The sequence below is a fragment of the Enterococcus sp. AZ040 genome (assembly GCF_050499185.1).
Lineage (GTDB): Bacteria > Bacillota > Bacilli > Lactobacillales > Enterococcaceae > Enterococcus_D > Enterococcus_D entomosocium.
The window spans coordinates 2,461,922-2,488,363 of record NZ_JBMHEW010000001.1 but is presented as its reverse complement, the minus strand read 5'-3'; the positions used below and the strand labels follow the sequence as shown (position 1 = coordinate 2,488,363).

Annotated in this window: 21 protein-coding genes, 1 tRNA gene and 2 other annotated features; of the genes, 14 read left to right on the top strand and 8 right to left on the bottom strand. The window is 44.2% G+C overall.

Going from position 1 to position 26,442, the window contains the following annotated elements; translation table 11 throughout:
* Positions 1-13: 13 nt before the first annotated feature.
* The 3 genes from IGK63_RS11425 (at position 14) to IGK63_RS11415 (ending at position 5,607) form a co-directional block, all read left to right on the top strand.
* Positions 14-1,657 carry a peptide ABC transporter substrate-binding protein gene (locus tag IGK63_RS11425; protein WP_034872364.1) on the top strand — a complete coding sequence of 548 codons (1,644 nt, stop codon included), beginning with the start codon at positions 14-16 and terminating at the stop codon, positions 1,655-1,657.
* Between the two features lie 463 nt (positions 1,658-2,120).
* Entirely contained in the window at positions 2,121-3,875 is a 1,755-nt protein-coding gene (locus IGK63_RS11420) for an ABC transporter ATP-binding protein (RefSeq protein WP_016613682.1), read from the top strand.
* Positions 3,859-5,607, top strand: a complete 1,749-nt coding sequence (locus IGK63_RS11415) for an ABC transporter ATP-binding protein (RefSeq protein WP_016613681.1) — start codon at positions 3,859-3,861, stop codon at positions 5,605-5,607. Before IGK63_RS11420 ends, IGK63_RS11415 begins: the two co-directional genes overlap by 17 nt.
* Before the next feature lie 137 nt (positions 5,608-5,744).
* Here the strand turns inward: IGK63_RS11415 and IGK63_RS11410 are convergent, their stop codons facing one another.
* A complete protein-coding gene (locus IGK63_RS11410) occupies positions 5,745-6,656 on the bottom strand; it encodes a LysR family transcriptional regulator (protein ID WP_005234515.1) in 912 nt (303 codons plus the stop codon).
* Between the two features lie 138 nt (positions 6,657-6,794).
* Positions 6,795-7,634, bottom strand: coding sequence for a MetQ/NlpA family ABC transporter substrate-binding protein (locus tag IGK63_RS11405; protein ID WP_016613679.1), 840 nt, complete (start codon positions 7,632-7,634; stop codon positions 6,795-6,797).
* Positions 7,635-7,683: 49 nt separating this feature from the next.
* Positions 7,684-7,915, bottom strand: a binding site (T-box leader).
* Positions 7,916-8,116: 201 nt separating this feature from the next.
* Between IGK63_RS11405 and IGK63_RS11400 the strand changes: the two genes are divergently transcribed.
* Positions 8,117-8,722: a short chain dehydrogenase gene (locus IGK63_RS11400; protein WP_016613677.1), complete on the top strand. Its 606-nt coding sequence runs from the start codon at positions 8,117-8,119 to the stop codon at positions 8,720-8,722.
* An 82-nt stretch (positions 8,723-8,804) separates the two neighbouring features.
* Here the strand turns inward: IGK63_RS11400 and IGK63_RS11395 are convergent, their stop codons facing one another.
* Both IGK63_RS11395 and IGK63_RS11390 read right to left on the bottom strand, forming a co-directional pair.
* On the bottom strand, positions 8,805-9,389 hold the full coding sequence (locus tag IGK63_RS11395; RefSeq protein ID WP_016613676.1) for an SOS response-associated peptidase: 585 nt from the start codon (positions 9,387-9,389) through the stop codon (positions 8,805-8,807).
* 219 nt (positions 9,390-9,608) lie between these two features.
* Positions 9,609-9,755, bottom strand: coding sequence for a hypothetical protein (locus tag IGK63_RS11390; RefSeq protein ID WP_005234527.1), 147 nt, complete (start codon positions 9,753-9,755; stop codon positions 9,609-9,611).
* Positions 9,756-10,473: 718 nt separating this feature from the next.
* Here IGK63_RS11390 and IGK63_RS11385 point away from each other — a divergent pair.
* Genes IGK63_RS11385 through IGK63_RS11375 form a run of 3 tightly spaced genes read left to right on the top strand, consistent with a single transcriptional unit; the run spans position 10,474 to position 14,651 of the window.
* Entirely contained in the window at positions 10,474-11,331 is an 858-nt protein-coding gene (locus IGK63_RS11385) for a PRD domain-containing protein (RefSeq protein WP_034872360.1), read from the top strand.
* On the top strand, positions 11,321-13,192 hold the full coding sequence (locus tag IGK63_RS11380) for a beta-glucoside-specific PTS transporter subunit IIABC (RefSeq protein WP_016613674.1): 1,872 nt from the start codon (positions 11,321-11,323) through the stop codon (positions 13,190-13,192). The genes IGK63_RS11385 and IGK63_RS11380 overlap by 11 nt, the downstream gene beginning before the upstream one ends.
* A 28-nt stretch (positions 13,193-13,220) precedes the next feature.
* A complete protein-coding gene (locus tag IGK63_RS11375; RefSeq protein ID WP_429972504.1) occupies positions 13,221-14,651 on the top strand; it encodes a glycoside hydrolase family 1 protein in 1,431 nt (476 codons plus the stop codon).
* Between the two features lie 117 nt (positions 14,652-14,768).
* On the opposite strand, the gene IGK63_RS11370 is transcribed toward IGK63_RS11375, so the two are convergent.
* Both IGK63_RS11370 and IGK63_RS11365 read right to left on the bottom strand, forming a co-directional pair.
* A complete protein-coding gene (locus IGK63_RS11370; RefSeq protein ID WP_016613672.1) occupies positions 14,769-16,373 on the bottom strand; it encodes an amidohydrolase in 1,605 nt (534 codons plus the stop codon).
* The gene (locus tag IGK63_RS11365; RefSeq protein WP_061054440.1) at positions 16,374-17,453 is read right to left on the bottom strand and encodes an ABC transporter substrate-binding protein; all 1,080 of its coding nucleotides are present in this window, start codon (positions 17,451-17,453) and stop codon (positions 16,374-16,376) included.
* Positions 17,454-17,720: 267 nt separating this feature from the next.
* On the opposite strand from IGK63_RS11365, the gene IGK63_RS11360 reads away from it, so the two are divergent.
* The 4 genes from IGK63_RS11360 (at position 17,721) to IGK63_RS11345 (ending at position 20,990) form a co-directional block, all read left to right on the top strand.
* Positions 17,721-18,689: an NADP-dependent oxidoreductase gene (locus tag IGK63_RS11360; protein ID WP_034872357.1), complete on the top strand. Its 969-nt coding sequence runs from the start codon at positions 17,721-17,723 to the stop codon at positions 18,687-18,689.
* A 14-nt stretch (positions 18,690-18,703) separates the two neighbouring features.
* Positions 18,704-19,066, top strand: coding sequence for a TIGR02328 family protein (locus IGK63_RS11355; protein ID WP_016613668.1), 363 nt, complete (start codon positions 18,704-18,706; stop codon positions 19,064-19,066).
* Positions 19,067-19,219: 153 nt separating this feature from the next.
* Complete coding sequence (locus tag IGK63_RS11350) at positions 19,220-20,281, top strand: LLM class flavin-dependent oxidoreductase (protein ID WP_034878423.1); 1,062 nt, start codon at positions 19,220-19,222, stop codon at positions 20,279-20,281.
* Positions 20,274-20,990, top strand: coding sequence for an NADPH-dependent F420 reductase (locus IGK63_RS11345; RefSeq protein WP_429972503.1), 717 nt, complete (start codon positions 20,274-20,276; stop codon positions 20,988-20,990). Before IGK63_RS11350 ends, IGK63_RS11345 begins: the two co-directional genes overlap by 8 nt.
* A 235-nt stretch (positions 20,991-21,225) precedes the next feature.
* On the opposite strand, the gene IGK63_RS11340 is transcribed toward IGK63_RS11345, so the two are convergent.
* Entirely contained in the window at positions 21,226-21,678 is a 453-nt protein-coding gene (locus IGK63_RS11340) for a DIP1984 family protein (RefSeq protein WP_005234539.1), read from the bottom strand.
* Positions 21,679-22,240: 562 nt separating this feature from the next.
* On the opposite strand from IGK63_RS11340, the gene IGK63_RS11335 reads away from it, so the two are divergent.
* Positions 22,241-23,893 (top strand): peptide ABC transporter substrate-binding protein, encoded by a 1,653-nt coding sequence (locus tag IGK63_RS11335; RefSeq protein WP_016613664.1) that lies wholly within the window; start codon positions 22,241-22,243, stop codon positions 23,891-23,893.
* A gap of 93 nt (positions 23,894-23,986) precedes the next feature.
* Here IGK63_RS11335 and IGK63_RS11330 read toward each other — a convergent pair.
* Positions 23,987-24,068 (bottom strand) — tRNA-Leu (locus IGK63_RS11330).
* 631 nt (positions 24,069-24,699) lie between these two features.
* Positions 24,700-24,939: a binding site (T-box leader), on the top strand.
* A 92-nt stretch (positions 24,940-25,031) separates the two neighbouring features.
* Between IGK63_RS11330 and IGK63_RS11325 the strand changes: the two genes are divergently transcribed.
* A complete protein-coding gene (locus tag IGK63_RS11325; RefSeq protein WP_008379156.1) occupies positions 25,032-25,880 on the top strand; it encodes an SAM hydrolase/SAM-dependent halogenase family protein in 849 nt (282 codons plus the stop codon).
* Positions 25,877-26,431: an ECF-type riboflavin transporter substrate-binding protein gene (locus tag IGK63_RS11320; protein ID WP_005234545.1), complete on the top strand. Its 555-nt coding sequence runs from the start codon at positions 25,877-25,879 to the stop codon at positions 26,429-26,431. Before IGK63_RS11325 ends, IGK63_RS11320 begins: the two co-directional genes overlap by 4 nt.
* The last annotated feature ends 11 nt before the right edge of the window (positions 26,432-26,442 follow it).

The following is a 26,442-nucleotide window of genomic DNA, read 5'->3' as shown; positions in this document are numbered from 1 at the left end:
AAGGAGGAGAAAAATGAAAAAGAGAATGATGGGTATCACTGCTTTCACAGTATTGGTTTTAAGTGCCTGCAGTACCACGAGCCCCACGACGGATTCTGGACAGCAAGAGGAGCAAGGAGCCGTTGCGCAAGAAATTCAAGTGTCAACCGCTGGCGCCTTATCAACCCTTGATAGCGGACAATACACGGATGTCAATAGTTCCGATATGATCGGACAAGTGGCAGAAGGGTTATACCGTCTGGATCAAGAGGGGGATCCTGAGCTTGCGATGGCCGCTGAAGAGCCTACGGTATCAGAAGACGGACTGGTTTATACCTTCACCATTCGTGATGCAAAATGGAGCAATGGCGATCCTGTTACTGCGGATGATTTTGTCTACGCCTTTCAATATGTTGCTAATCCAGAGAATGGTTCTAGTAGCAGTAATCAAATGGATGTGTTGAAAAATGGCAGTCAAGTGCGTCAAGGGGACGCTGAGGTGAGTGAGTTAGGTGCAAAAGCATTGGACCAGCAGACGTTAGAGCTGACATTGGCAAGTCCAATCTCGTATCTGGATCAAATTTTGGTCGGGACACCTTTTATGCCAAAAAACCAAGCGTTTGCTGAAGAAAAAGGTGCCGATTATGGGTTATCAGCGGAAAATTTTGTCGGCAATGGCCCATTCTTGATCGAAGGGTGGAACGGGACCAACGAATCATGGACGTTAACGAAAAATCCTGATTATTGGGATGCTGAGAATGTCCAATTGACCAAGATCGACGTGCAAGTAGTGAAGGAAACGGCGACTGGTGTCAGCCTTTTTGAAACAGGAGAACTGGACTACACCACCTTAACGGATACTTACGCGCAGCAATACCAAAACTCAGCTCAAGCCAACTATGTGCCAAAGGCGCTGGTGGGGTATTTAAGTGCCAACCAAAAACGAGAAGTCACAGGCAATGTCAAGGTACGTCAAGCAATTTTACAAGCCATCGACAAAGAGGCATTTGCCGAAAATATCTTAGGTGATGGGTCCACTGCATTGAACGGCTTTGTGCCAAGCAACTTTGCCAAAGATCCTGAAACAGACCAAGATTTTCGTGAAGAAAATGGCGATTTACTGCCGTACGATTTAACAGCCGCACAAGAGCTTTGGGCACAAGCCAAAGAAGAGTTGGGACAAGACGAAATCACTTTGGAACTGTTGTCAGCAGATACAGCAGCAGCCAAGAAAACCATCGAGTTTGTCCAAGGGCAGTTAGAAACCAATTTGCCGGGATTAACCATCGATGCCAAGTCGATTCCTTTACAAAACCGTTTGGACTTGCAATCCCAAGGTGAATTTGATCTCGTCTTTGGGACTTGGACACCAGATTACGCGGACCCGATCAACTTCTTAGAATTTTATGATTCAACAGGTGGCTTGAATACGTCTGGGTATGCTAGTGAAAGTTACGATCAAGGGTTAGCAGAAGCACGGACGACTTTAGCAAACGACCCAGCTGCCCGTTGGGACTTATTGAAAGAACTGGAAAAACAATTGATCGTTGAAGATACAGCCGTTTTGCCGTTATATCAAGGGGCGGTGGCGTATTTGAAAACAGATCGTTTGCAAGGGGTGCAAGTGTTTCCTTTTGGACGAACAGTATCCTATCGCCTAGCATCTGTCACAGAATAAACAGGTAGTAAGAAAACAGAGGAACTTTTTTTCAACCAAGTGTGCTGATCAAACAGCGTTTGTTGAAGAGAAGGGCATCTGTTTTTTTATTTTAGCCAAAATCGTTGCAACTCTTGGGGTAAAACAGGAATTCGTTTTCAAAAAAAGGTTGTTAAAAAGGGCTGTTTTCACATCTGTGTTTTTAGAAAAGTCAATCTTTTTTAAAGAAAATTAATAAAAGTTGTTGCATTCTCAGAAACTTATCTGTAAAGTGTTAGGTGTAGTCAGCAAAATAAAAAGAGAAGGAGGGATTACGATGCAAAAAGTATTTGATAAAAAAACAACCAAATTGAATAAAGTGAATCCCTCATTCGGTAACCATTAGTGTACAGATAATGTCTATAATAACGACGTTTATGCTCTGTCCTTTTTCCGAAGGGACAGAGCTTTTTTGTGTACTTTTTTAGAATGTGAGGGATAAAACATGAAGTATGTATTAAAACAATTAACAACGTATTTTAAAGAACATAAGGTGCGCTATACCTTCGTATTCGTCTTTATGGTGATTGCTAGTGCGATGTATGTCGCACCAATCTATATCTTGCGCTTATTCATTGATGCGCTGATCCAAGATAATTTTGATTATTCGGTACTGGTCCAATACGTGACCCTCTTTGCCGGAGCTATCTTGTTAGGATATCTGGCCGAATTTGTTTGGACGTTTAATTTATTTATTGGTTCCTACGATTTGCAAAAACAATTGCGGGAACAATTGATGAGCCACTTTCTTAAAATGGGGGCGCCGTTTTACCATCGTTTCCGAACAGGCGATTTAATGACTCGTTCCAGTGACGATGTCCAAGTGATGGGGATGACCGTTGGGTATGGACTGATGGTTTTCTTAAATACTAGTTTGTATCTAAGTTTTATCGTAGCGATGATGGCTGGGACGGTTTCTTGGCTATTGACGTTGATTGCCTTGATTCCAATGCCGCTTTTAGCCTATTACATTTTCAAATGGGGCTCGCAAGTCGATAAGGCGTTTACGGAAGCGCAGAATTCTGTTTCTGAGATGAACAGTGAAGTGCTGGAGATCATTGATGGCATTCGGGTCGTCCGAGCTTATGGACTAGAAGGAGCCACCACGGAACAGTTTCAAAAGAAAACACTGGAAACACGAGCAAAAAACAATATCGTTTCTGAGATCGATTCCCGTTTTGGGCCGCTGATTACCATCATCTTAGCGATCAGTTTTGTGATGAGCTTTGGTGTCGGGGCGTTTCTTGTTGCCAACCAAACGATCACCATTGGTGCGATGGTCTCTTTCCAAGTGTACTTGACAATGGTCGTTTGGCCGATGATCTCAGCAGGAGATCTTGTGAATGTGATGCAACAAGGTGCCGCATCCTGGCGTCGGATCAATGAAGTGCTGCAGACGGGTGATGAATTAGAAACTCCTGGTGAAGCCGACCTGCAAGCCATCAATACGATCCGTTTTGAAGCATACCATTTCCAATACCCACAAGCAGCTCGTTATGTGTTAGAAGGACTGGATTTGACGATCACTCGTGGAGAAGTCTTAGGCATCGTTGGGAAGACCGGTAGCGGAAAAACGACGCTGCTAAGACAATTCGGTCACCGCTATCCATACTCTGATCAAGTACCCTTGATCAACGAGCAGCCGTTGACGACCTATCAAACAACAGCAGTGCGCAACCACTTTGCAGAAGTGCCGCAAGAACATACCTTGTTTTCACGAACAATTCGCGAGAACTTGCTATTCGGACAGCCAGATGCTTCCGAAAAAGTGTTGTGGGAAGCACTGGAAGCCGCTTGCTTTAGTGAAGACATCAAGCGGATGCCAGAAGGGCTCGAAACGGTCGTCGGTGAGAAAGGCGTTTCCCTGTCTGGTGGACAAAAACAACGCTTGTCCTTAGCACGGGCGTTTTTACGAAACAGTGAAGTCCTCTTACTGGATGATGCCCTTTCGGCAGTTGATGCCAAAACGGAACAAGCCATCATCACGAATTTGAAAACGATGAAGCAGGCACCGACCTCCATCATCGTGACCCATCGATTGTCCGCCATCACCGAAGCGGATCAAATCATCGTCTTAGAAGACGGACGGATCACACAGCGTGGTACCCATCAGGAGTTGATCGAAACGCCAGGCTGGTACCAAGAACAGTATTACCATCAACAGTTAAAGGAGGACGATACAAGTGTTCTCAACGATTAAGCGTTTGCTCACGTTTTTGAGCTATTATAAAAAACAATTTACCGTGGGCGCAATCTTGCTGTTGTTGGCAGCAGCGCTCGAACTGACTTCACCACTGATTGCCAAACAGCTGATCGACCGAGTGATGACACCGGCGGTTGAAAGCAGAAACCTAAACACGATGCTTTTGATCCAATTGCTCGCTGGGTATTTGCTGGTCAATTTGATTGGTTCCCTCTTTCGTTATATCAGCTTGCTGCAATTGCGAAAAATGTCCAACAGTATCGTCAAAAAAATGCGGGATCAGCTTTTTGACCATATGCACAAATTACCCGTTTCTTACTTTGACCAAATCCCAGCAGGTAAAGTCGTTGCACGAATCACGAATGACACCGAAGTCTTGCGGTCGAATTTCTACGTGATCGTGATCAGTAATTTGTTAAGCAACATCATCCAAATCATTGGTGCGTTTATTGCATTGTTTCTTTTGAACCGCACCTTAGGAGCAGCGATGCTGATTTTGATCCCGATTTTAGGAATCTGGCAGCATTTTTATACCAAATATGCCTCTCGTTACAATTTAGCAATGCGGGAATACATCTCACAAATCAGTGGGCAGTTAAATGAATTTGTCCAAGGAATGGCGATCATCCAAGCCTTCCAACGAGAAAATCAGTTGCAGAAAGAATTTAATGAGACAGTAGAGAAATGGTTCAAAACCGGACGTAAATACCTCTTACTCGATTCAAGTATCGCTTGGGGATTAGGCAATTTGTTGCGAAATTCAACGATCTTGATTTTGATCACGACCTTGGCTGCCTTTTTCCTTGATGGCCGCTTGGCGATCTCAGCAGGCTTGCTGTATGCTTTTATTGATTACATCAACCGTCTGTATGATCCAATCGAGGGGCTTGTCCAAACCATCACCAATGTGCAGCAATCATTGGCTGCCGGACAGCGGGTCTTTGAGTTTGCTGATCAGCCGGTTGAAAAACAACAAAGTGAGCAGCTGACTGTCACGAATGGCGATGTTTCTTTCCAACAAGTGACCTTTGGCTACGATCCTGAGCAAGCGATCTTGCACGATATCAACTTTGACGTTGCCGCAGGAGAGACCATTGCTCTAGTCGGTCATACTGGTTCTGGAAAATCGAGTATTTTGAACCTGTTGTTCCGTTTTTATGATCCGCAGCACGGAAAAATCGTTGTGGATGGACAAGTGATCGCTGATTTTGATCGTCATAGTTTAAGAGATTCAATGGCGATCGTCATGCAAGATCCCTATCTATTTACTGGAACGATCGCCAGCAACATCGGAATGAACGATCCAACGATCACCGAAGCGATGATTATCGATGCCTTGAAACAAGTCGGCGCTGACTACCTTTTGAGCCGCTACGAAAAAGGCATCCATCATCCAGTCGTTGAAAAAGGCAATGAGTTTTCTAGTGGAGAACGCCAGCTGATCAGTTTTGCCCGTGCATTGGTGTTTGATCCGAAAATCTTGATTCTGGATGAAGCGACGAGCCATGTGGACACTGAAACAGAATCCATCATTCAAAAGGCGATGACCATCTTGCAAAAAGGACGGACGACCTTTATGATCGCTCACCGTTTGTCAACGATCAAACAAGCAGATCAAATCTTGGTCTTGGATCAAGGGAAGATCGTGGAACGGGGAACCCATTCGAGTCTTGTCCAAGGGCAAGGAATCTATCAGCAAATGTATCAAATGCAGGCAGAGCAGCTGTAATCAGCGGTGATTGCCGACAATGTTAACCGTAAAAGAAAATCCTTGAGCCTCCTGCATGGGAAGTGGCTCAAGGATTTTTTATATAATGCGAAGGAGCAGCCAATCATCTATGGGGAGTTGGAAGAGGAGGCCTTCGCTTATATATCACTAGGAAATGCTGTAAGATGATGCCGTAATTTTGCTAAGAAACGCTCGCCGATCACTGATAACGGGCGATCGTTCTTTTTAATGAGGATGATCTCACCCTCGGACGCGTCGATCAAAGGAAGAAAAGCCAAGCCTTGGCGTTCTGGTTGGGCAACGATCCCCGAGCCGGTTCCATAAAGATCCGTCTGTTGTAATAGCTGGACCATCGTGCCTCGATCGCTGACATGCACCACTTGAGGGCTTTGAGCGAAATCGATCAAATCTTCTGAGAAGAACGAATAGCGTTCATCTTCTTGCAAAAAGCGTACTTGTGGATAAGGGGCGAGATCTCTTAAGGAAAGCTGCCTTTTTTCTGTCAAGGGATGAGCTGCTCGCAAAAAGACATGGGGGCGAAACCGTCCCAACGCCTCGAAGGACAATTGGGCGCCTTGCAGCAGTCGTTCCAATCCTGCTTGGTTTTGCTCATTCAAATAAAGGATCCCAAATTCACTTCGATATTGTTGCACGTCCGTGATCACCTTTAAGGTCGTGGTTTCTAATAAGCGAAACTGGCGGCAGTCGGGAAATTCCTGCAGCAGCTCACTGAAAATTCCAGCCGTGAAATCATAGTGCTGGCTTGCGATAGCGAAGGTTTGACTCGCTGCTTGCTTGCTGGAAAAACGCGTTTGCAGCTGCGCCACTTGACTCAAGATTGGCTGGGCATGGTCTAGAAATTCCGAGCCTTCGGCAGTCAAGCGGGCGCCTTGATTCGTACGCTCGAAAAGCTGGACCTCCAATTCTGTTTCCAACTCTTTCACGGCTTGGGAAAGACTTGGCTGCGAAAGATACAGCCGTTTGGCTGCTTCACGAAAACTTCCATGGTCAGCGATCGCTTGCACGATGCGCATTTGTTGAATATTCAATTTTTGACCTCCTTTACAAAGATTCAGACGGGGAATGGTCCACTAATCAATAGTAGTCATGTCTTTTCCTTCTATAGTAATAGAAGCTTCTTTAAAAAATACGACGACAGTTGCTGCCTATTGCTACTTGTGAAGCGGTCATTGCAATTCTTCAGGAATAAACCAATAACCCGTTTGATTTTCTTCTGCCAGCAGTTCTTTAAAGGCTTCAGAATGATAAGCTGCCACCACTGCCTGTGCCCAGTCACTATCTTTGTTGGCTTTTTTTACCGTTGCCACCAGTTCATACTCTTGCAAAATGTCTTCACTTAATAAGCTTTCCTCTGCAGCGATTCCAGCACTGTAAACGATGCTGCCGGGAATCACCGCATAGTCTAAATCTGCTAAGCTGCGGGGGATTTGCGCAGAATCCATCTCAACGATATCCAAGTCATAAGGATTGTCAGTAATGGTTCTTAACGTCGCGTCAATGGGCGCCACTTCCGGGTCAAGTTCGATCCAGCCGGCTTTTTGCAGCAGCAACAGGGCACGGGCACTATTTGACGGATCATTGGGGATCCCGATGGTATCGTTTGCTTCAATCGCTGCTAAATTGTCCTTTCTGCCAGGATACAAGCCGGCTGGAACGGTAGGAATCGGTGTGATACCGACCAAATCGGCACCCGTGTTTTCATTAAAGTTCTCTAAATAGGCGGTATGCTGATCCACGTTTAAGTCGATTTCGCCATCGTTCAGTGCAATGTCTGCTTCCAATACCCCAGTAAAGCCAATATCGGTCACGGTATAGCCTGCTTCTTCTAAAATTGGTTTGATTCCTTGAAGAAACAGCTCGCTGTAAGGCCCTGGTGTCGTACCAACTCTGATTTCTGTCTGCTGCTCTTCGGCATTTCCGGTCACTTCTTCTTGATTGCCACAACCGGCAAATAAAACTAAGGACAATAAACCAAAGCCCACACCCAATCGAATCTTTCGTTTCATAACTTTTCCTCCTTTTTTATAAAAAAAGCCTTCCCAAAGAATAGTCTTTGGGAAGGACGATCATTTCGCGGTACCACCTTCGTTTGTTTTTTGCTGAAACAAAAAACCTCAGTCAGTTCATCAAATAAACTGCATTGCGCTATCGGGCTTTCTCCGTCGGGGATTGTTCGTCCACGAATGCTCAAAGGTCATCTTCGGATCGTCTTCCTTACTCGTTTTCACCAGTTCCGAGCTCTCTTGAAAGAAAGGGGGGATCGTACTCTTCTTCTCACTGCATGTGTATGAAATTAGTAGTATCTTAGAACAAGATGAGAAAGTTGTCAATTGCTTTCGTGATAGGTGATTCCAATCACTACGCAGGTAGTAGGGGAACAAATGGACAAGGGCAAGAATAGACCTAAAAGGCAGGAAAAGCAGATGAATGGTCGAAATCGCTTGGTTGGGTTAGAATCGAAACACAAAACAGAAAAAGAGGCGAGCAAATGAAATTACTTTTGATTGGTCATACCGGCACACTTGGGCAGCTTTTAGTTGAAGGCTTTCAGCAGCTACCAGAGGTGGAGCTGATCACGGCTAGCCGTAGCAGCGGCGATCATCAAGTCGAAATTGCGGATGCAGACAGTGTCAGCCAGCTATTTGCAGCCACTGGGAAAGTGGATGCCATTGTTTCCGCTGCGGGAAGCACAGTGTTTAAACCCTTTGAGGAATTGACGCCAGCAGATATTCAACAGTCGGTGGCTTCAAAGCTGCAAGGACAAGTCAACCTTGCGTTGATTGGCCAGCATTTTCTCAATGAAGGTGGCAGTATCACGCTGACTTCTGGAATTATCAAAGACGAATTTATCCCAATGGGCACGCCTTCAGCACTGGTCAACGGCGGTTTAGAAGCCTTCGTGGCATCGGCAGCTTTTGAGATCGGTCAGGGGATACGAATCAATGCAGTCAGTCCCAATGCGCTTGTGGGCTCTTGGGAAACCTTCGCCGATTCTTTCAAAGGCTTTATTCCCGTTGGTGACGCACCCGTTTTTGCAGCGTATCAAAAAGCAGTCTTTGGAATCATGACTGGCAAGACCTTCACCGTTTATTAAGAAAAAGCAGAAGTAGAAAAAAACCGCCAAATCAAAGCTGACTTGGCGGTTTTTGTTCTGCTGAAAAAGAAGTAGCAAGCAGTTAAGAAGAGAGCAATTGGGTTTTCAGCTTGGGCATTTCTGCTTTGAGTTGTTGGCGAGCAAAAGCCAAGTCATTGATCCAAGAAGCAATCGCTTCTTTTTCTAAGAACAGAGGCATTCGATCATGGACTGGTTCAACAGAATCGTTCGCGGCAGTCGTTAGAATGATTGATTCGGTTTCGATCTGATCCTCTTTTTGAAGGATGCGATAAAAACCAGCAGCATAAATCACGTGATCTTGCGAAAAGAGGAACTTTTCCTTTTCATGATTCCATTCATAGAAACCAGACATCGGAAAGACACAGCGATGCTCTTGGAAAGGCTGGCGAAAAGTCGGTTTTTCTTCAACAGTCTCAGAACGCGCATTGATCATCAAATGCCCTTTTTTAAAGCCGGTAAAGCCCCATCTTGTCACACCGGCTACAACTTGTTGTTGTTGATTTGCACCGATGGTTACGACGTGATTGGAGGGGAAAACATCATTGATAGCGACAGTCTGTTGGCGCTTGCGGGCTTTCGCCGCGGCTTCTTGATAATATTCTGACAATTCGCCACTTGATGGATCAAATAAGTATCGGCCGCACATGGACAGGTCACTCCTTTTTTTGGATTGGCTGGTGCCTTTGTTTCAGTATAAAGACTCAAGGCGTCAAAACCAACTAACTTGCTTCACAGCGTGATTCGACAAGGAAAGGATAGGGACGGTTATGTAAAAAGTTAGTACCGCGAAAAGAGTTAAAAGAAATCAGATAACAAAAAAAGGCAGTCACCTACTGAGGTTGACAGCCTTTTTTATTCTAGTTGGTTAGCCAATTTTTTTAACTCTCCCGCCGATTTTATTTGCGAAACGTTCAGCATCTTCTCTGCAAGTATAGGTCAATGCAATTGTTTTGTCCCGTGTTCTTTTTCCTTCGGCGGTTAGATAACCATGAAAGATTTTAATCGCATACAATCGATAAACACCTCCTTATCCTTCGTAATAATAACAAATTTACCGCTTACATTCAAGCGATATAGTAAAAGTTTATTTTTTGTTAGTTATTTTATTAAGAAATTGTTCAAACGCTTAAGAAAAGATTGAGGGATAAAGGGAGGAGGGGGATAGACCAATGCGCATTTGAAAGGAAAGACGAAGGAACCTAGATGTATAAAGTTACTGCTACTTGCTTTCCAGCATAGAAGGACAAAGAATGAAAGCTGTTTTGTTTTGAAATTTAAACAAATAGACCAATCGAGGAATAGCTAAGATAGGTGTCAAAAGTTGAGAAGAGAAGCTATTTTCGTTTTTTGCGTGTTATTGATACATTTTCCCCTCAAAAAATGATTTGTAGAAAGAAACGATGATTCAAGCATTATATAAGCACGAAGCTTGTTGTTTATTGTGTTGGCAAGTTGCTGGTTTTAGGGGATTAAAAAGCAAAAGTTATTCTTAAAATGTCCGTCTGACAAAGGCAGCTTTTGTGAGAAGCTCAACGGGGCTTAACGATCGTGTGAAAAAATTTAAGGAAGCGATTGACAAGTTTTTTTTGAAGTGCTATGATACCGATGTAATTAGATAACGGTTACAGAAGTGCTGTGACCAAGAGGCGTGTTACTGTAAGAAGGCAAACCTCATATTCCACCAAGGGTGGAGTATGAGGTTTTTTAGTGTTTTTAAGGTGGAGGAAATCATGAAAATAAAGAAGTTTTTAAATAATAATGTTGTCTTACTAAAGAAAGGCAGCAATGAAATTATCGGATTTTCTACAGGCATCAGCTTCAATAAGAAGGTAGGAGATGATGTAGAAGAACAAGATTTTGAAAAGATTTTTGTATTGGATACTCACGCAATGTTGGAACATTTTAGCTATCAATTAGGAAAGTGCGATCCGAAATACGTAGCGATCGTTGCTAAAATCGTGGCTTATGCCAAACAGAATTATCGCTTAGCAGTCAGCGACTATATTTATTTGACTTTGCTGGATCATATTGATTTCACTGTTCATCGGATCAAGCAGCAAATGACTTTTCATAGTCCTTTGCAATGGGATATTCGGCGATTTTATCCCGATGAATATGCCATTGGGGTGTATGCTGTCCAGCTTATGGAGCAAGAACTAACGATCGATGTACCAACAGAAGAAGCGATCTCCATCGCATTGCATTTTGTAAATGTCCAATCACAAAAGAAGGATATGGCGGTTACCAATCAAATCGCGAAATTTATAGAAGACGTACTGACGATCGTAAAGTATGAGTACAAACAAAATTTTGATGAGAATAGTTTCCATTATTCTCGCTTTGTCACGCATCTGCACTATTTTGCACAAAATGTGATCAATCATACACTTCCCAGCTATGAAGCGTCGACGCTCTATGCACAAATTGAGAAGATGTATCCGCAAGCGTTTCACTGTGTGGAAAAAATCAAGGTTTATATCAAAAATACGTATGATATCAACATCTCAGAAAATGAAGAAATTTATCTATCACTCCATATCCAGAAATTGACGGAACAAGGAGAAAGGGAGAAAAACAATGGACTATAAACAACTAGCCAATGAAATTTATGAAAATGTCGGCGGTGGTAAAAATATCCAGCACGTGACCCATTGTGCAACAAGACTGCGTTTCACGCTGGCCGACGACAAAAAAGCTGACAGTGAAGCAATCAAACAGTTAAAAGGAGTGACTGGACTCGTTCAGGGAAATGGTCAATACCAAGTGATTATTGGGCCAGATGTATCGAGTGTATACGCTCAACTACCGACGACAGAAACGACGGCTGATCAAAGCAGTAGCGATCAATCGATCATCTCACGACTCCTTGACTTTATCGCAGGCTGTTTTACACCGATGATTGCAATCATAGCAGCTGGAGGAATGCTGCAAGTGGTCCTTTCACTATTGGAGTTATCAGGAATTTTAGCTGCAACTGACGATACGTATCTCGTATTGTATCAAGTATCGCAAGCAGCCTTCTTTTTCATTCCCGTTTATTTAGGAAATTCTGTGGCCAAACGATTGAAAATTGATCCTTTCTTAGGAAGCTACGTCGGAGCGATTTTTGTGATGCCAGGATTGACGGCCCTTCTTAGCCAAGAAGGAGGAATCACATTATTTGGATTGCTCGTACCGAATGTGAGCTACAATGCCTCCGTTTTGCCAGTTTTATTAAGTGTCTGGGTTATGTCTTATGTCTATCGGTTCGCCGATCGGATTTTACCGAACAGTGTCAAATTTATTCTACGTCCATTGATCGCCATCATCGTGATCACACCGCTGGCTCTATTGCTAATCGGACCATTAGGTGTGACGATCGGCAACTATGTGTCACAGTTTTTGAACTACTTAACAAACAATTTTGGTCCGTTAGCCGTCTTGTTTATGGGTGCCTTTGCTCAATTGCTAGTAATGACGGGCATGCACACGACGCTGACCCCTATTTTATTAACTTCTTTGGCAACGTACGGGTATGATGATTTGATCGTCCCTGGTATGCTGCTTGGATTGGCTGCCGAAGCAGCGATTTGTTTAGCGGCTGGAATCAAAGCTAAGGATACGGAATTTAAACAAGTGAGTTTTTCATCGGCAATTACTGCCTTGATGGGTGTGTCTGAACCTGCTTTGTACGGAGTAACATTACGTCTGAAAAAACCGATTGTCGGAATGATCCTTGGGGGTGCTGCTGGGGGACTTTATTTTGGTTTGATGAAAATCAATACGCCAGTAGTCATTGCTTCATTTGTGGCGCTTCCATCATACAGCAGTGTGTTTCATGCGCTGATCGGCTCGTTGATTACTTTTGCGATTGCCTTTGCTTACACCTGGGTCATGGTCAAAGATGCAGATTTTCCTAATAATAATCAGCCGCAAGCAGTCAAATCTGGAGCGCAAGATGTGACAGCCAAAGCAACTGATGTTTCTTCTGAAACGAAGAAAGAACAATCAGCGATTGAAAAAATTGTATTATCACCTTTAAAAGGAACTGCCGTTCCATTGACAGAAACCAATGATCAGGCGTTTGCTTCATTGGCATTAGGCAAAGGAATTGCTGTTAAGCCACAAGATCAACAGGTGATTGCCCCATTTACGGGACAGGTTTCTGCCGTTTTTCCAGGAAATCATGCGATTGGACTTACCAGTACCGAGGGGATTGAACTTCTGATCCACATCGGTATTGATACGGTGAATATGCAAGGAAGTGCCTTTGAACGACTAGTCAATGAAGGTGATCAAATCGCTATGGGAGAAACATTATTGCACTTTGATGCAGAAAAAATCGCTCAGGCAGGGTATGAAGATACCGTTATGATCACTGTTACCAATACGGCAGACTTCTTAGATGTTGTGGCACTTGCCCAACATCAAGAAATTAAAGCTGGCGATCAGTTATTAGCCATTTTTTAACCATTAGAAAGAAGAAAGGATGACAGCAATGAGTTTCCCAAAACATTTTTTATGGGGCGGCGCTTCGGCGGCAAACCAATATGAAGGCGGCTATAATGAGGGCGGAAAAGGGCTCGCTTGTGCTGACTTGATCAGCGGTGGCAGCCATACGACTTCTCGGAAAATCACAGCAAAAATTGAAGAAGAGTTGTTGTATCCAAGCCACGAAGCAACTGATTTTTATCATCATTATCAAGAAGATATTGCATTGTTTGCAGAAGCTGGATTTAAAGCTTTCCGCATGTCTATCAACTGGACCCGGATTTTTCCCAAGGGCAACGACGCTGAACCGAATGAAGAAGGCCTGGCCTTTTATGATCGCGTGTTTGACGAGTGTCGGAAGTACGGGATTGAACCAATTGTAACCATTGCTCATTTTGATATTCCCGCATATTTGAGCCAAGAATACAATGGTTGGGCGAGTCGTGACGTGATCGACTTTTATGCGAGATATGCGGCGGTGTTGTTTGAACGCTATCACGAAAAAGTAAACTATTGGATCACTTTTAATGAAATCAACACGGCCACCTTAAGTATCGGAAACTTTTTATCACTGGGACTGCAAGTTGGTGAATCTGAATTTATCAATCAGCCGGATAATCTACAGCAACGCTACCAAGCCCTGCATCATCAATTTGTTGCCAGTGCAAAGGTTGTCGCTTACGGACATGAACACTATCCAGATTTGAAAATCGGCTGTATGATTTCTTATATGCCACGCTATCCTTATACTAGCCATCCAAATGATGTATTACTAGCCAAACAAGAAGAAAATATGCATTCGAAATTTTGTGGCGATGTGCAGGTCAAAGGGAAATATCCTTATTATGCAAAGAAATATTTTGCTGATCATGGCTTTGCAATCGAGTTTGCACCAGAAGATCAAGCGATCCTAGCTAAGGGAACAGTGGATTACTACACGTTTAGTTACTATCTAACACTTTGTGTCTCTGCAGATGAGAAAGTTACCAAAAATGGACACAGTATGATTGGCGGCTCTGGCGTAAATAATCCTTATCTAGAACAGACGGAATGGAATGCGATGATTGATCCAGTAGGATTGAGAATTGCGTTGAATGATATTTATGATCGCTACCAGCTGCCGTTGATGATCGTGGAAAATGGGATCGGAATTTCAGAAACTGTTGCTGAAGATGGACAGATTCATGATGATTACCGTATCGATTATTTAGAAAAGCATATTGCTGAAATGGAGAAAGCCATCGATGATGGTGTCGAGTTGATTGGTTACACGATTTGGAGTGCCGTTGATATTGTCAGTGCTTCTACAGGAGAAATGAAAAAAAGGTATGGCATCATTTTTGTGGATAAATATGACGACGGGACAGGGACTTTAGATAGAAAGAAAAAAGACAGTTTCTATTGGTATCAAAAAGTGATTGAACGAAACGGCTTATGATTAAATACTCCAGTACTTGCGGTGTACAAGTGCTGGAGTTTTTTTGCGTATCAATTTCAGCGCGTACAAAACAAAAACCACGCGTAAAACACGCGTGGTCCATATCAGGGGTTCATGTTAGTTGCCCCGATAAACAAATCGTCCATCAAATACGGTGGCTTCAACGGTCGTTTGAAGCAATTCTTCGGCAGTTAAAGGCAAGATGTTTTGTGACAAAATACAAAGATCGGCTAAACAGCCAACTTCTAATCGACCGATATCTTGCCGACTCAAGGCTTTGGCGGCGCCTGCGGTGTGGGCATAGAGGGCATCGGCGATGGTGATTTTTTCCTGTGGCATCAATCCGCCTGCTGGCTGGCCATTTTTTTCTTGCCGAGCAACCGCATAATACAGCGAGTCTAAAGGGGGCACGTCGATCACGACCGGCGTATCAGTCCCAAAAGCCAAGGTGGCACCTTGCTCTAGAAAGGATTGAAAAGGAAACATTTGACTGGCACGCTGAGGTCCTACTTCTTCATCGAGGGTCTCATAACCGACTAATAAATGGCTAGGCTGTACGGAGAGTACCAGTTGTTCTTGGCGAACTAGTGGCAAATCGGCGGCATCCATCACTTCCAAGTGTTCCAAGGTATTGGCTTTTCCTTTAGAAAGCGGGTGAGCAGCAGCACTTTCTTGATAAAAGAGGAGTGCTTGTCGAATCGCTTCATCACCGATGGTATGGATGCGCATCGGCCAGTCTTGCTGGTTAGCTTGTAATATAAAGCGGCGCATCCGTTGAACATCGATCAACGGCATCCCGACATCACCAGCAAAATACGGTGTTTCATATTCCGCTTTTAAAAAAGCCGTGTGCGTACTCGTCACGCCGTCAAAAAATTGTTTGACGCCGCCCATTTGTACTTTTTCGGAGCGATACGTACGGTAAGTTTCTTTTAGTTGCGTGATGTCTTCTCGCATGGCTGGATAAAAGACAGCGCGCAAGGTCGCATCTGCTTCCGTCTGTCGATAAAGAGTGGGATAGACTAGATCGTCCCAGCTTTCTCCTGTCAAGGCAACATCGCCGATCGTCGTGATGCCGTATTGATTGAGCTGTTTCATATAGGTCAGAAAAGCAGCAGAGCTTTGCGCTTGGAATGACTGTAAGACCTCTGCTAAATAATGAATGGCGATCGCTTCTAAAAAGCAGCCGCTTAATTGTCCGCTGTTTTCGTCAAGCAATGCCTCCCCGCTGATCCCCGTTGGCAAGTTCTCAGGTGTGATCCCTAAAGCAGCGATCCCTTGGCTATTCAACCAAATGCTGTGGGCATCACCGGAAATCAGCATGACAGGCGTGTCGGCACAATAGTTGTCGATCGAATCTTTCGTTGGGTAGACTTGCTGACCGAAATCACTGCTGAACCAGCCGATGCCGATTTTCCATCCATGTGTGATGGGCAGCGCGGGCACTTGCTGGGCAACGGCTTCTTCTGTCACTCCCGTAAGATGGGTCAGTGCCCCTTGATGGAGTAATGCGGAAAGATAAAAATGAACATGAGCATCAATAAAGCCCGGGATGATCATTTGTTCTTTGAGATCAATGACCTGGGTGTCTTCAGCAAGTGTTGGCAGCGCTGAAAGAGGACCTACAGCCGTGATTTTCTGGTCTTCTATCAGGAGAAAGCCCGCAAAAGTCGTTTTCGTTTTGGTATCAAAGATGTGTTCAGATTTTAGTAATAGTGACAATTATAATCCCAACTTCCATTCAAGGAAAAGGTCGTTGTAAAGCTCAACCGCTTCTTTTCCTAAATATTCATAATGTTCCATTTGTTCCATCGCACTTGGCTCAGGGTAGAAAGCTTTGTCAGCAGTCAGTTCAGCCGGCAGCATAGCTTTGGCCGTTTCACTCGGCGTGGCATAGCCCACGTATTCGGCATTTTGTGCGGCATTTTCTGGTCGCAGCATAAAGTTGATGAAGGCGTAGGCTCCTTCAAGATTACCAACGGTTTTCGGAATCGCAAAATTGTCCGTCCAAATCGCACCGCCGTCATTGGGAACGATATAGGTGACGGCAGGATTTTCCGCCATCACATAAGCGGCATCGCCCGAATACCCGATTCCTAAAGGGGCATCGTTGTTGATCATCAAGGTTTTGATCTCGTCGGTCAAAACTGCTTTGACATTGGGACGGATACTTTCCAGCTTCTTCAAGGCTTTGGCGACTTTGGTCGGGTCTTTTTCATTTTGGGAAAGACCGAGCGTCTGTAACGCGATTCCTAAGGTTTCGCGAGCACCATCCACCATCAATACATCATTTTTAAATGCAGGGTTCCATAAATCCCCCCAGCCATGGATCGAAGAAACATCGACTTCTTCAGTATTTGCCATGATCCCGATCGTGCCCCAAAAATAGGGGATCGAATAGGTATTGTTTGGATCAAAGGCTTGATCCATCAAAAAAGGCGACAGATCTTCCGTTCCCGTCAATTTCTGATGATCTAAAGGCACTAACAGTCCTTCTTCGATCATTTTCGGAATGATCGATTCGCTAGGGAAAACCAAATCATAGCGTGAGCCGCCTTGTTTGATTTTTGTTTCCATCGCTTCGTTGGAGTCAAATGTATTATAAATCACTGAGTAACCAGTCTCAGTTTCGAATGTTTTGATCAATTCGGGGTCAATATATTCGCCCCAATTGTAAATAATCACTGTATTTTTGTCGGACGACGTTGCTGCCCCCGATTCTTTCGTTAACACCGAAGCACCGAAAAACAGCAATGCGGTGATGCCGATCACACCGCCAAAAAATACCCACAACCTTTTCAATTCATCAATTCCTTCTTTCTTTACAATTTCGTATTTCTTGAGTAGCGTAATTGATTTTTAAAGAAAAGGCAATAAAAAAATGAAGAAAAAATAAACCCGTTTCTTTCAAGGCTTAGCAGGAGGAATGGCCAGGTGGCTGCGGCAGTTTCCAAACATATCATTTGTCAAATTTCTTCCTTTTGCCTAAGCTAGGGAAGTGAGAAATCAAGGGATGGAAAAACAGGAACCTCTCTTTGATGAAGAATGAATGTAAGGAGTGAAGCATCAATGGAAACACGTGCTGTCGTTATTGAAGCCTATGGTGGAAAAGACCAATTAAAAGAAGCAACGGTCCAATTACCAGAATTAAAAGCAAATCAATTATTAGTCAAAGTTGCCGCAACATCCATCAACCCAATCGATTGGAAATTAAGAGAAGGCTATTTGAAACAAATGTTTCCATGGGACTTCCCAATTATTTTAGGATGGGATGTCGCAGGGGATATCGTAGAAATAGGCGCTGACGTGACAGAATTCAAAGTTGGTGATGCAATCTATGCCCGCCCTGAAACGACTCGTTTTGGGACGTATGCTGATTATGCCATCGTGGATGCTGAGTTAGCAGCGATTAAACCAGAAAACCAAAACTACGCAGAAGCAGCTGCAGTGCCATTAGCTGGTTTGACTGCTTACCAAGCGTTGTTTGAACACGGTCGTTTAAAAGAAGGGGAAAAAGTCTTGATCCATGCCGGAGCAGGCGGAGTTGGTACCTATGCGATCCAACTGGCCAAAGCAGTTGGCGCTTACGTCATCACGACGGCTAGTCCACGTAACCATGAGTTATTGCAAAAACTTGGTGCCGATGAGATCATCGATTACCACACGACAGATTTTGAAGAAGTCTTGCATGACATCGATTTGGTCTTTGATACGATGGGGGGCGACACCCAGAAGAAAAGTTTCACTGTCTTAAAACCTAAGGGCCGTCTGATCTCGATTTTGAGTATTGAAGACGAAGACTTGGCAAAAGAAAAAGACATCTTCGCCAAAGCAGTTTGGTTACGAACCAACGGCAAACAATTGGCAGAATTGACAGAGCTGATCGAAGCAGAAAAAGTCAACAGTGTCATCGGTGCAACCTTCCCATTGACGGCACAAGGAATTTACGATGCCCACACATTGAGTGAGACACATCATGCGGTCGGCAAGATCGTTATTGAAAATCAAGACAATTTCATCAGCCAAGACGCAGAATAAAGGAGGCTGAACCGATGCGCTTATGGCATGAAGCACTGATACCTGCTTTGCCTCGGCAGCAGCTGTTAGGCCAGCATCGTGAAGCAGCAGCCTTACGAGGGTTAGGCTGGGGCAAGAAGCATGCAACCGTCGATTACGTTTTTACTCATCCACCCTATAAATTGTTTCAATACCATCAGTTAGTGCTGGATGAAATGACTCGTCGAGGCTATCGGCCAGCACCTGAATGGTACGATCCGGCGTATCGTGGCAAAAATCTGCCGCTGGAATCATCCGTTCAAGCCGTCCCTTTGACTACGCCGATCTATCCAGAACATGATGAAGCATACTTGGAAGAATGCTTAGTGAATCTCCATCGTAAGGGGATCTATCTTTAAAGACCAAACACTTTCCTGAATTTTTGTTCGGGAAAGTGTTTTTTTCGCTTTAAAATCGGTAACTTACAAAAAGTAAGCATATTGTTCGCAACTTTTTTTGTTCCTTGTTATAGTGAGAACAGAGAATCAGTAATGAGAAATGAGGAAAAGAAAATGACCATCAATCACAGAAATCTTGAATTTGGGTTAGATACTTTTGGCGATCTAGCCTTTGATGATACAACGAAAGAACGAATCAGTTACAGCGAATCGTTGCGCAATATCGTAGCAGAAGGAAAATTAGCCGATGAAGTCGGCATCGATGTCATTGCCTTAGGGGAGCACCATCGGGAAGAATATTCGATCTCAAGTCCTGATACGGTACTAGCGGCTTTAGCAATGGTTACCAAAACCATCAAATTAGGTACCGGTGTAACCGTCTTGAGTTCGGATGATCCTGTGCGGGTCTACGAACGGTTCGCGACCGTTGATGCGTTGTCGAACGGTCGCGCACAAATCATGCTGGGACGAGGATCTTTTACTGAATCATTCCCTCTATTCGGCTATGACTTGCAAGATTATGAAGAACTATTTGAAGAAAAAACAGCAATGTTCAGTGAATTGAGAAAAGGCAAACCATTAACTTGGGAAGGCAAGTTTACGCAATCCTTAAAAAATGCCGACGTTTTTCCAAAAATTGAGGGGCATCAACTAGATACCTATGTGGGTGTCGGTGGAACCCCTGAATCGATCATTCGTGCCGTCCGTTATGGGTTTCCTGTTATGTTAGCGATCATCGGTGGCGAACCCGCTCGTTTTGCGCCCTATGTTGACCTATATAAAAAGGCAGCGCAGCAACTAGGGCAACCGATTTTACCAATCGGCATGCACTCCCATGGTGTGATCGCCGACACCGATGAAGAAGCCTATGAAATCGGCTGGAACTACATCAAAAAGAGCATGGACAAAATCGGTCTTGATCGCGGCTGGCCAGCCATGAGCAAAGAGCGCTTTGACTTTGAAGTCGAACATGGGTCTTATTATGTAGGCAGTCCAGAAACCGTGGCGCAAAAAATCGCTCGTATGATGCCGCAAGTCGGAGTACAACGCTTTGATCTGGTATACGGTACTGGCGGCCAGCTGCAAAAAGACCGTTTCAAAACGATTGAATTGTATGGAACCAAAGTGATTCCACGGGTGAAAGAATTGTTGGCAGCAGGTGATGGCAATGCCTAAAACCATCGGTATTTTAGGCGCAGGCAAGTTAGGCTTAGCGCTCGCAAATCTTGGTGCCCAGGCGGGCTATCGGGTCTTGATCGCCAGTACGAAGCCAGCAGAAAAAATCGCCTTGTCCGTTTCTGTGTTGGCTCCGGGAGCGATCGCAAAAAATGCCGCTGAAGTGATGACAGAAGCCCAAACGATCATTTTGGCAATCCCATTGAGTAAGTACCAACTGCTGCCGGCAGAAGCATTGGCTGGCAAGCTAGTGATCGATGCCATGAATTATTGGTGGGAAGTCGATGGCAAAGAAACAGAATACTCATCCATCGAGCAGACTTCTTCGGAACGTGTGCAACGCTATTTTTCCCAAAGTAAAGTAGTCAAAGGATTCAATCATATGGGGTACCACGATATCCAGGAGGAATCCTTGCTGACGAGAACGGCTGCTCAAGGAACTGCCAAAAAAGCCATCGCCATTGCTGGTGATGACCAAACCGCCCTCGATCAGACAGACGAAATCGTTGACGCTTTCGGCTTTGATCCCTTTCCTATCGGTGCTTTAGCTAATGGCATCATGTTGGAACCCGGCAGTCCTTTCTTTGGTGCCAATCAAACCAAAGAGGGATTGACGGCATTGATGAAGGAGTTTTGGAGCAGTGAGAAAGGGCAAGCGTTTCTGGCGCGTCCTTCCGCTGGGAGTAACAAGCAGCAGGCTTCGCAGTAAAAGAGCCGCCTCCATGTACGACTGGATACGATAAAAACAACCCTCTTCTCAAAAAAGAAGAGGGTTTTTCCCATCCAGTCAAATCAGCACGTGGTCGCTAAAAAATACAATGTGATTGTTACGATTGTGATTCGTAAGCAGTGGTTGTTACGTTTACGTCTCTGCCAGACGTTCCATAGTGTACATATCAGCCTGTACCTGCTTTGTGCTCGCCTTTGACACCCACCCATATTGATTAAAGATCGACCAGCCAGTTGGTTTGTTGGATCTTTCCATCTAATTCTCGCAGCTGCTTGGCGGTCGCATTCAATTGCTCCGTTAGCGTTTTTGTATCGATCGTACGCACCAGTCGAATTTCGTTGCGACCTATTCGGGGAGCTGCTTTGGTTTCATCCAGTGCTTGCGTTAGCAGTGCATGCTTGCGGCGCAGCTGTTCTCGCTGTTCTAGTGCTTCCATCAGCAATAACGCACTATCTGCTAAAGAGGCAGTCGCATTTTTCCGATTGATGGCAACGACTAATTCTGAATATTGTTGATTGATCTCATCGTATTCCTTGAACAATTCTGTGATACTACGATCCAAGGTATCGCCTTCTTGGACTAACACACTGCTAGAGATCTCGTTACGTAATTGAAACAGACGATTGTTCAAATCCCGTCTTAAAAGTAACGCTTCTGCTAATTTCATTTTGGCACACTCCTTTTTACAAATGAGAACAGCTTATCTAGTTCTTATCCTAGAGAAGAACGTGATGAAAGGCAAGCAAGATGCAAAAAAAGGTCTGCCAGAAAAATCATAAAAAACTGAATATTCGCAATTCTTGTTGACTTCCAAAAACACCAATAGTATACTTTATAACAATCATGAAATAGACAAAAAAACGTCATTTACCTGTTTTTTAGATAAAAAGAAAGACGATGAAGAGAAGAGTAGCTTTGGAATCTGTTAGAAGAGAACCCGGATGGTGAGAAAGGGCAGCAGAAAAAAAGTGAAGATGAGCTCTGAGTGATCTGATTTGTTCACGCAAATCAGACGGAAAGCAGCCGTTATCGTGCCAAGTATCTTAGCGTACTGTTGAGGTGCCATTTGTGAGGATGGTGCGAAAAAGGGTGGTAACACGAAAATCTCGTCCCTTTGTTTGTCAAAATTGATAAGCAAAGGGATGAGGTTTTTTCTTTTTATCGATGAATGCGTTTTTTGCCGTCATGAAAAACACTTGCGTTGGTTGCGCAATCACATAGGAGGAAGAATGGAAATGATCTGGAAGAAGCGTTTATTGGTTGCAGCAGGAGTGATTGGGTTGACCCTTTCCGGCTGCACGACAACAGGAAATACCGAGGGATCAGAGGCTGAAACTAACGGAGCGCCGAATCAAGCGATTGCGGTGAGTCTACCGGCTGAGCTGACGACTCTCGATACGACTCAAACGACGGATAAAGCAACATTTACCATCGTTCAACATTTATTCGAAGGGCTTTACCGTTTCGATGAAAACAGTGAACCAGTTCCGGGCTTGGCAGAAGGAGTCGAAATCAGTGAAGATGGCAAAACCTATACCTTTACCTTGCGAGAGGATGCGAAGTGGAGCAATGGCGAAGCGATCACTTCAGCTGACTTTGCTTATTCGTGGAAAAAGTTAGTCGATCCAGCAACGATGGGACCTAACGCCTATTTGTTAGATAATGTAGTTAATAGTAAAGACATTCGTGAAGGCAATGCTGATATAGAAACGATTGGTCTGGAGACCCCAGATGACGCGACCTTTATCGTGCAGTTGGAGCAGCCACAGCCATCCTTTTTATCCTTGATTTCCATCGGCTGGTTGGCACCGCAAAACCAAGCCTTTGTTGAAGAAAAAGGTGATACCTATGCTCGTACAAGTGAAGATTTGCTGTATTCTGGTCCCTTTACCTTGACCGATTGGCAACAGACTGGGGATGAGTGGACATTGGTGAAAAATGACCAATACTATGATGCTGATGTCGTTCAATTGGAGGAGATCAAAGGCTCCACCATCAAAGAAGAAAATACTGGGATCCAATTGTTTGAAAGCGGCGACCTGGATTTGCAAAAAATCAGTGGGATCTACGTTCAACAATATGGAGACAATGAAGAGCTAGTTACGCAAAATGATGTTGCGAACTTTTTCTTAGACTTTAACAAAACGGCCAACGATGCCTTGGCAAATGTTCATGTGCGTAAAGCGATCGCGTTGGCGATCGACAAAGAAAGTCTCGTGGATAATGTGTTGAACGATGGAGCGAAAGTTTTAAACGGGCTGGTCCCCACCGGCTTAGCTACGAATCCAAATACTGGCGAAGATTTTCGAGCATATAGCGGTGATTACAACTTGTATGATTTAGAGGCGGCCAAGGAAGAGTGGGAAAAAGCCCAAGCGGAAATTGGCGAAAGTACGACGTTGCGTTTATTAGTGACAGATGATGACAATGGTCAAAAAATCGGGGAGTACTTGCAAAGCCAACTGCAAGAAAACTTGCCAGGCTTGTCGATCTCCATCAACAAACAGCCACGTGCCAGCTTGAATCAATCAAGAGCAAATAGTGATTACGAGCTTTCCGTTTCTGGCTGGATCGCTGGAAGTAGTGACATGGATATGTTCTTTATCTTATACAAAAATGGCGCTTCCTTTAACTACGGCGGCTATGTCAACGAAGAATATACGGCATTGACGGAAGATGCTCGCACCGTTCATGCCAATGACCCCGATCAATATTTTGAAGATTACAAAGCGGCAGAAGAAATTTTGTTGGAACAAGATGCTGCGCAAGTCCCTCTATACCAGAGTGCTTCAAATTATCTGATCAAATCAAATGTAAAAGACATCCAATTCCCAGCCTATGGCGCGCATTTCTTTTTCCGCACCGCCTATGTCAGTGAATAAGGAGAAAAATAGCTGAATGAAGAGCGCATGTTTATTCGATGAACATGCGCTTTTTGCAACAAAAAAAGCAGTTCAGAAAGCTGAACTGCTAAATGCGGAAGATGGGAGTTGAACCCACACGAGATAAACTCACACGCGCCTGAAGCGTGCGCGTCTGCCATTCCGCCACTTCCGCATAAGATAAAGATAATCCTTTCTAGGAAGAAATGCAAGTCCAATCTCACAAAAAGGAGCCCGCCAGCGGGGACTGGCGGGATAGGAGTAAAAATGAAAAAGTGTTAGGGTTGTTTGTTGGTATGCATTTATAATAGCGTGTAAATGTGAAAAAAAATTGACGAATCAAACAGAATTCTGAGAAGAAATCGCCAAGAAAAAGTGAAACTAGATAAAACAATCAGAAGACAAAAAGGAGCCCGCCAGCGGGGACTGACGGGATAGGAGTAAAAATGAAAAAGTGTTAGGGTTGTTTGTTGGTATGCATTTATAATAGCGTGTAAATGTGAAAAAAAGTTGACGAATCAAACAGAATTCTGAGAAGAAATCGCCAAGAAAAAGTGAAACCATGTAAAACAGTCAGAAGACAAAAAGGAGCCCGCCAGCGGGGACTGGCGGGAAGGAGTAAAAATGAAAAAGTGTTAGGGTTGTTTGTTGGTATACAAGTATCATACCGAGAAAATATGAAGAATTTTCGAGCGAAATTTAGGAATTGCGTGAATATTTTGACAAATTATGCCTTCTGTTTGAATTTTTTCTTAAAAGAGAATTGACAAAAGGCACAAGCTTTGATAATTTAAATGAAACAAAATGCAAACGCGATGAAAAAGAAAGTAGAATCAAGGAAGTTGTCTAGCAGAGAGTTCCGGTAGGTGGGAAGGAACGACAACGAATGATTTGAAAATGACTTTGGAGCGGATTTTCTGACTAATTAGGAAAATACGGTTGCCCCGTTAACAAGCGACAGTCTCCGAGTGTTTTCGGGTACTGAATGAGGTGAAGCCTGTGAAGGTTTTGCAGATTAAGGTGGTACCGCAGGTGATGCCCTTAGCTTTGGCTAAGGGCTTTTTTTGTGTCTGCACGGTCAGCTGTTTCAAGCGCAGGTTTTGTTAAAAAGGAGAAAGGTTGTTGGGAGGAGAGAAAAATGCACAAATTAGTGGTTCAAACCGATTTTGGTTTGCAAGATGGAGCGGTTAATGCGATGTACGGGGTAGCTTATCAAGTGGCACCGGAGCTGGTCATTGCTGATTTGACTCATGAGATCGAGCCATACAACATTCATGATGCCAGCTATCGTCTGCTGCAAAGCGTCACCTATTGGCCGGCAGGAACGGTCTTTGTTTCAGTGGTCGATCCTGGCGTAGGGTCTGATCGACGAAGTGTGGTTGCCAAGTTGGCGACCGGACAGTTGGTTTTGACACCAGATAATGGCACACTGACTTATTTAGCGACTTATATCGGAATCACTGAACTACGGGTGATCAATGAGGCAACTGAGCGGTTGGCAGGATCAGCCGAAAGCCATACATTTCATGGTCGGGATGTTTATATGTATAACGCCGCGCGTCTCGCCAGTGGCGCCATCAGCTTTGATGAGCTAGGAACACCCGAACCTAAAAAAGCGATCCAAGTCTTTGCCATTGAAAAGCCAAGCCAAACAGCAGAAACGATCACTGGCACGATCGATATTCTTGATATTCGTTTTGGTTCGTTGTGGACGAATATTCCCCATACGTTCTTTAAGCAATGGCAGGTACAGTACAATGAGCCGCTGCTCGTCAGTATTTATTACCAAGATACGCTGCGTTATCAAGAAGAAGTGCGCTTCGGACGCTCTTTTGCGCAAGTGTCGGAAAATGAACCTGTCTTATATGTCAATTCCCTATTGAATATTGGTTTAGGGCTCAACTTGGCTTCATTTGCTGAAACCTATAAAATCGGGACTGGCACGAATTGGAAAATTACCCTCAAAAAAAGGAGAAATGAAAAATGAATCAATCAAAATTTACAGTAAAACACATTGTTGCTATCGGAATCGGTGCTGCCGTCTTTTTCGTCTTAAAACGTTTCGTCACGATTCCAACTGGTTTTCCAAATACAGATATCGCCACAGCCTATCCTTTCTTGGCACTATTAGGCGTTGTCTACGGTCCAATCGTTGCTGGTTTAGCGGGCTTTATCGGCCATGCCCTAGGAGATTTGACGACTTATGGTCCGTGGTGGTCTTGGATCGCCGCCTCTGGGATCTTAGGGGTGTTCTTCGGACTTTTGACTCGTTGGATTCCAATCCAGCAAGGAACCTTTGGCGCTAAAGAAATTCGGACCTTCTTGATTGGTGAATCGATCGCAAATTTGGTCGTCTGGGTGATCATTGCCCCAATCGGTGATATTTTGATCTATGGCGAACCAGCGAACAAAGTCTTTGCGCAAGGAGTCATCGCGGGATTGACCAACGCAGTCGTAACTGGGATAATCGGAGTGATCCTGCTAAAAGCCTATGCCCAAACCAAAACCAAAAAAGGCAGCTTGAGCAAGGAATCCTAAACAAAGAAATG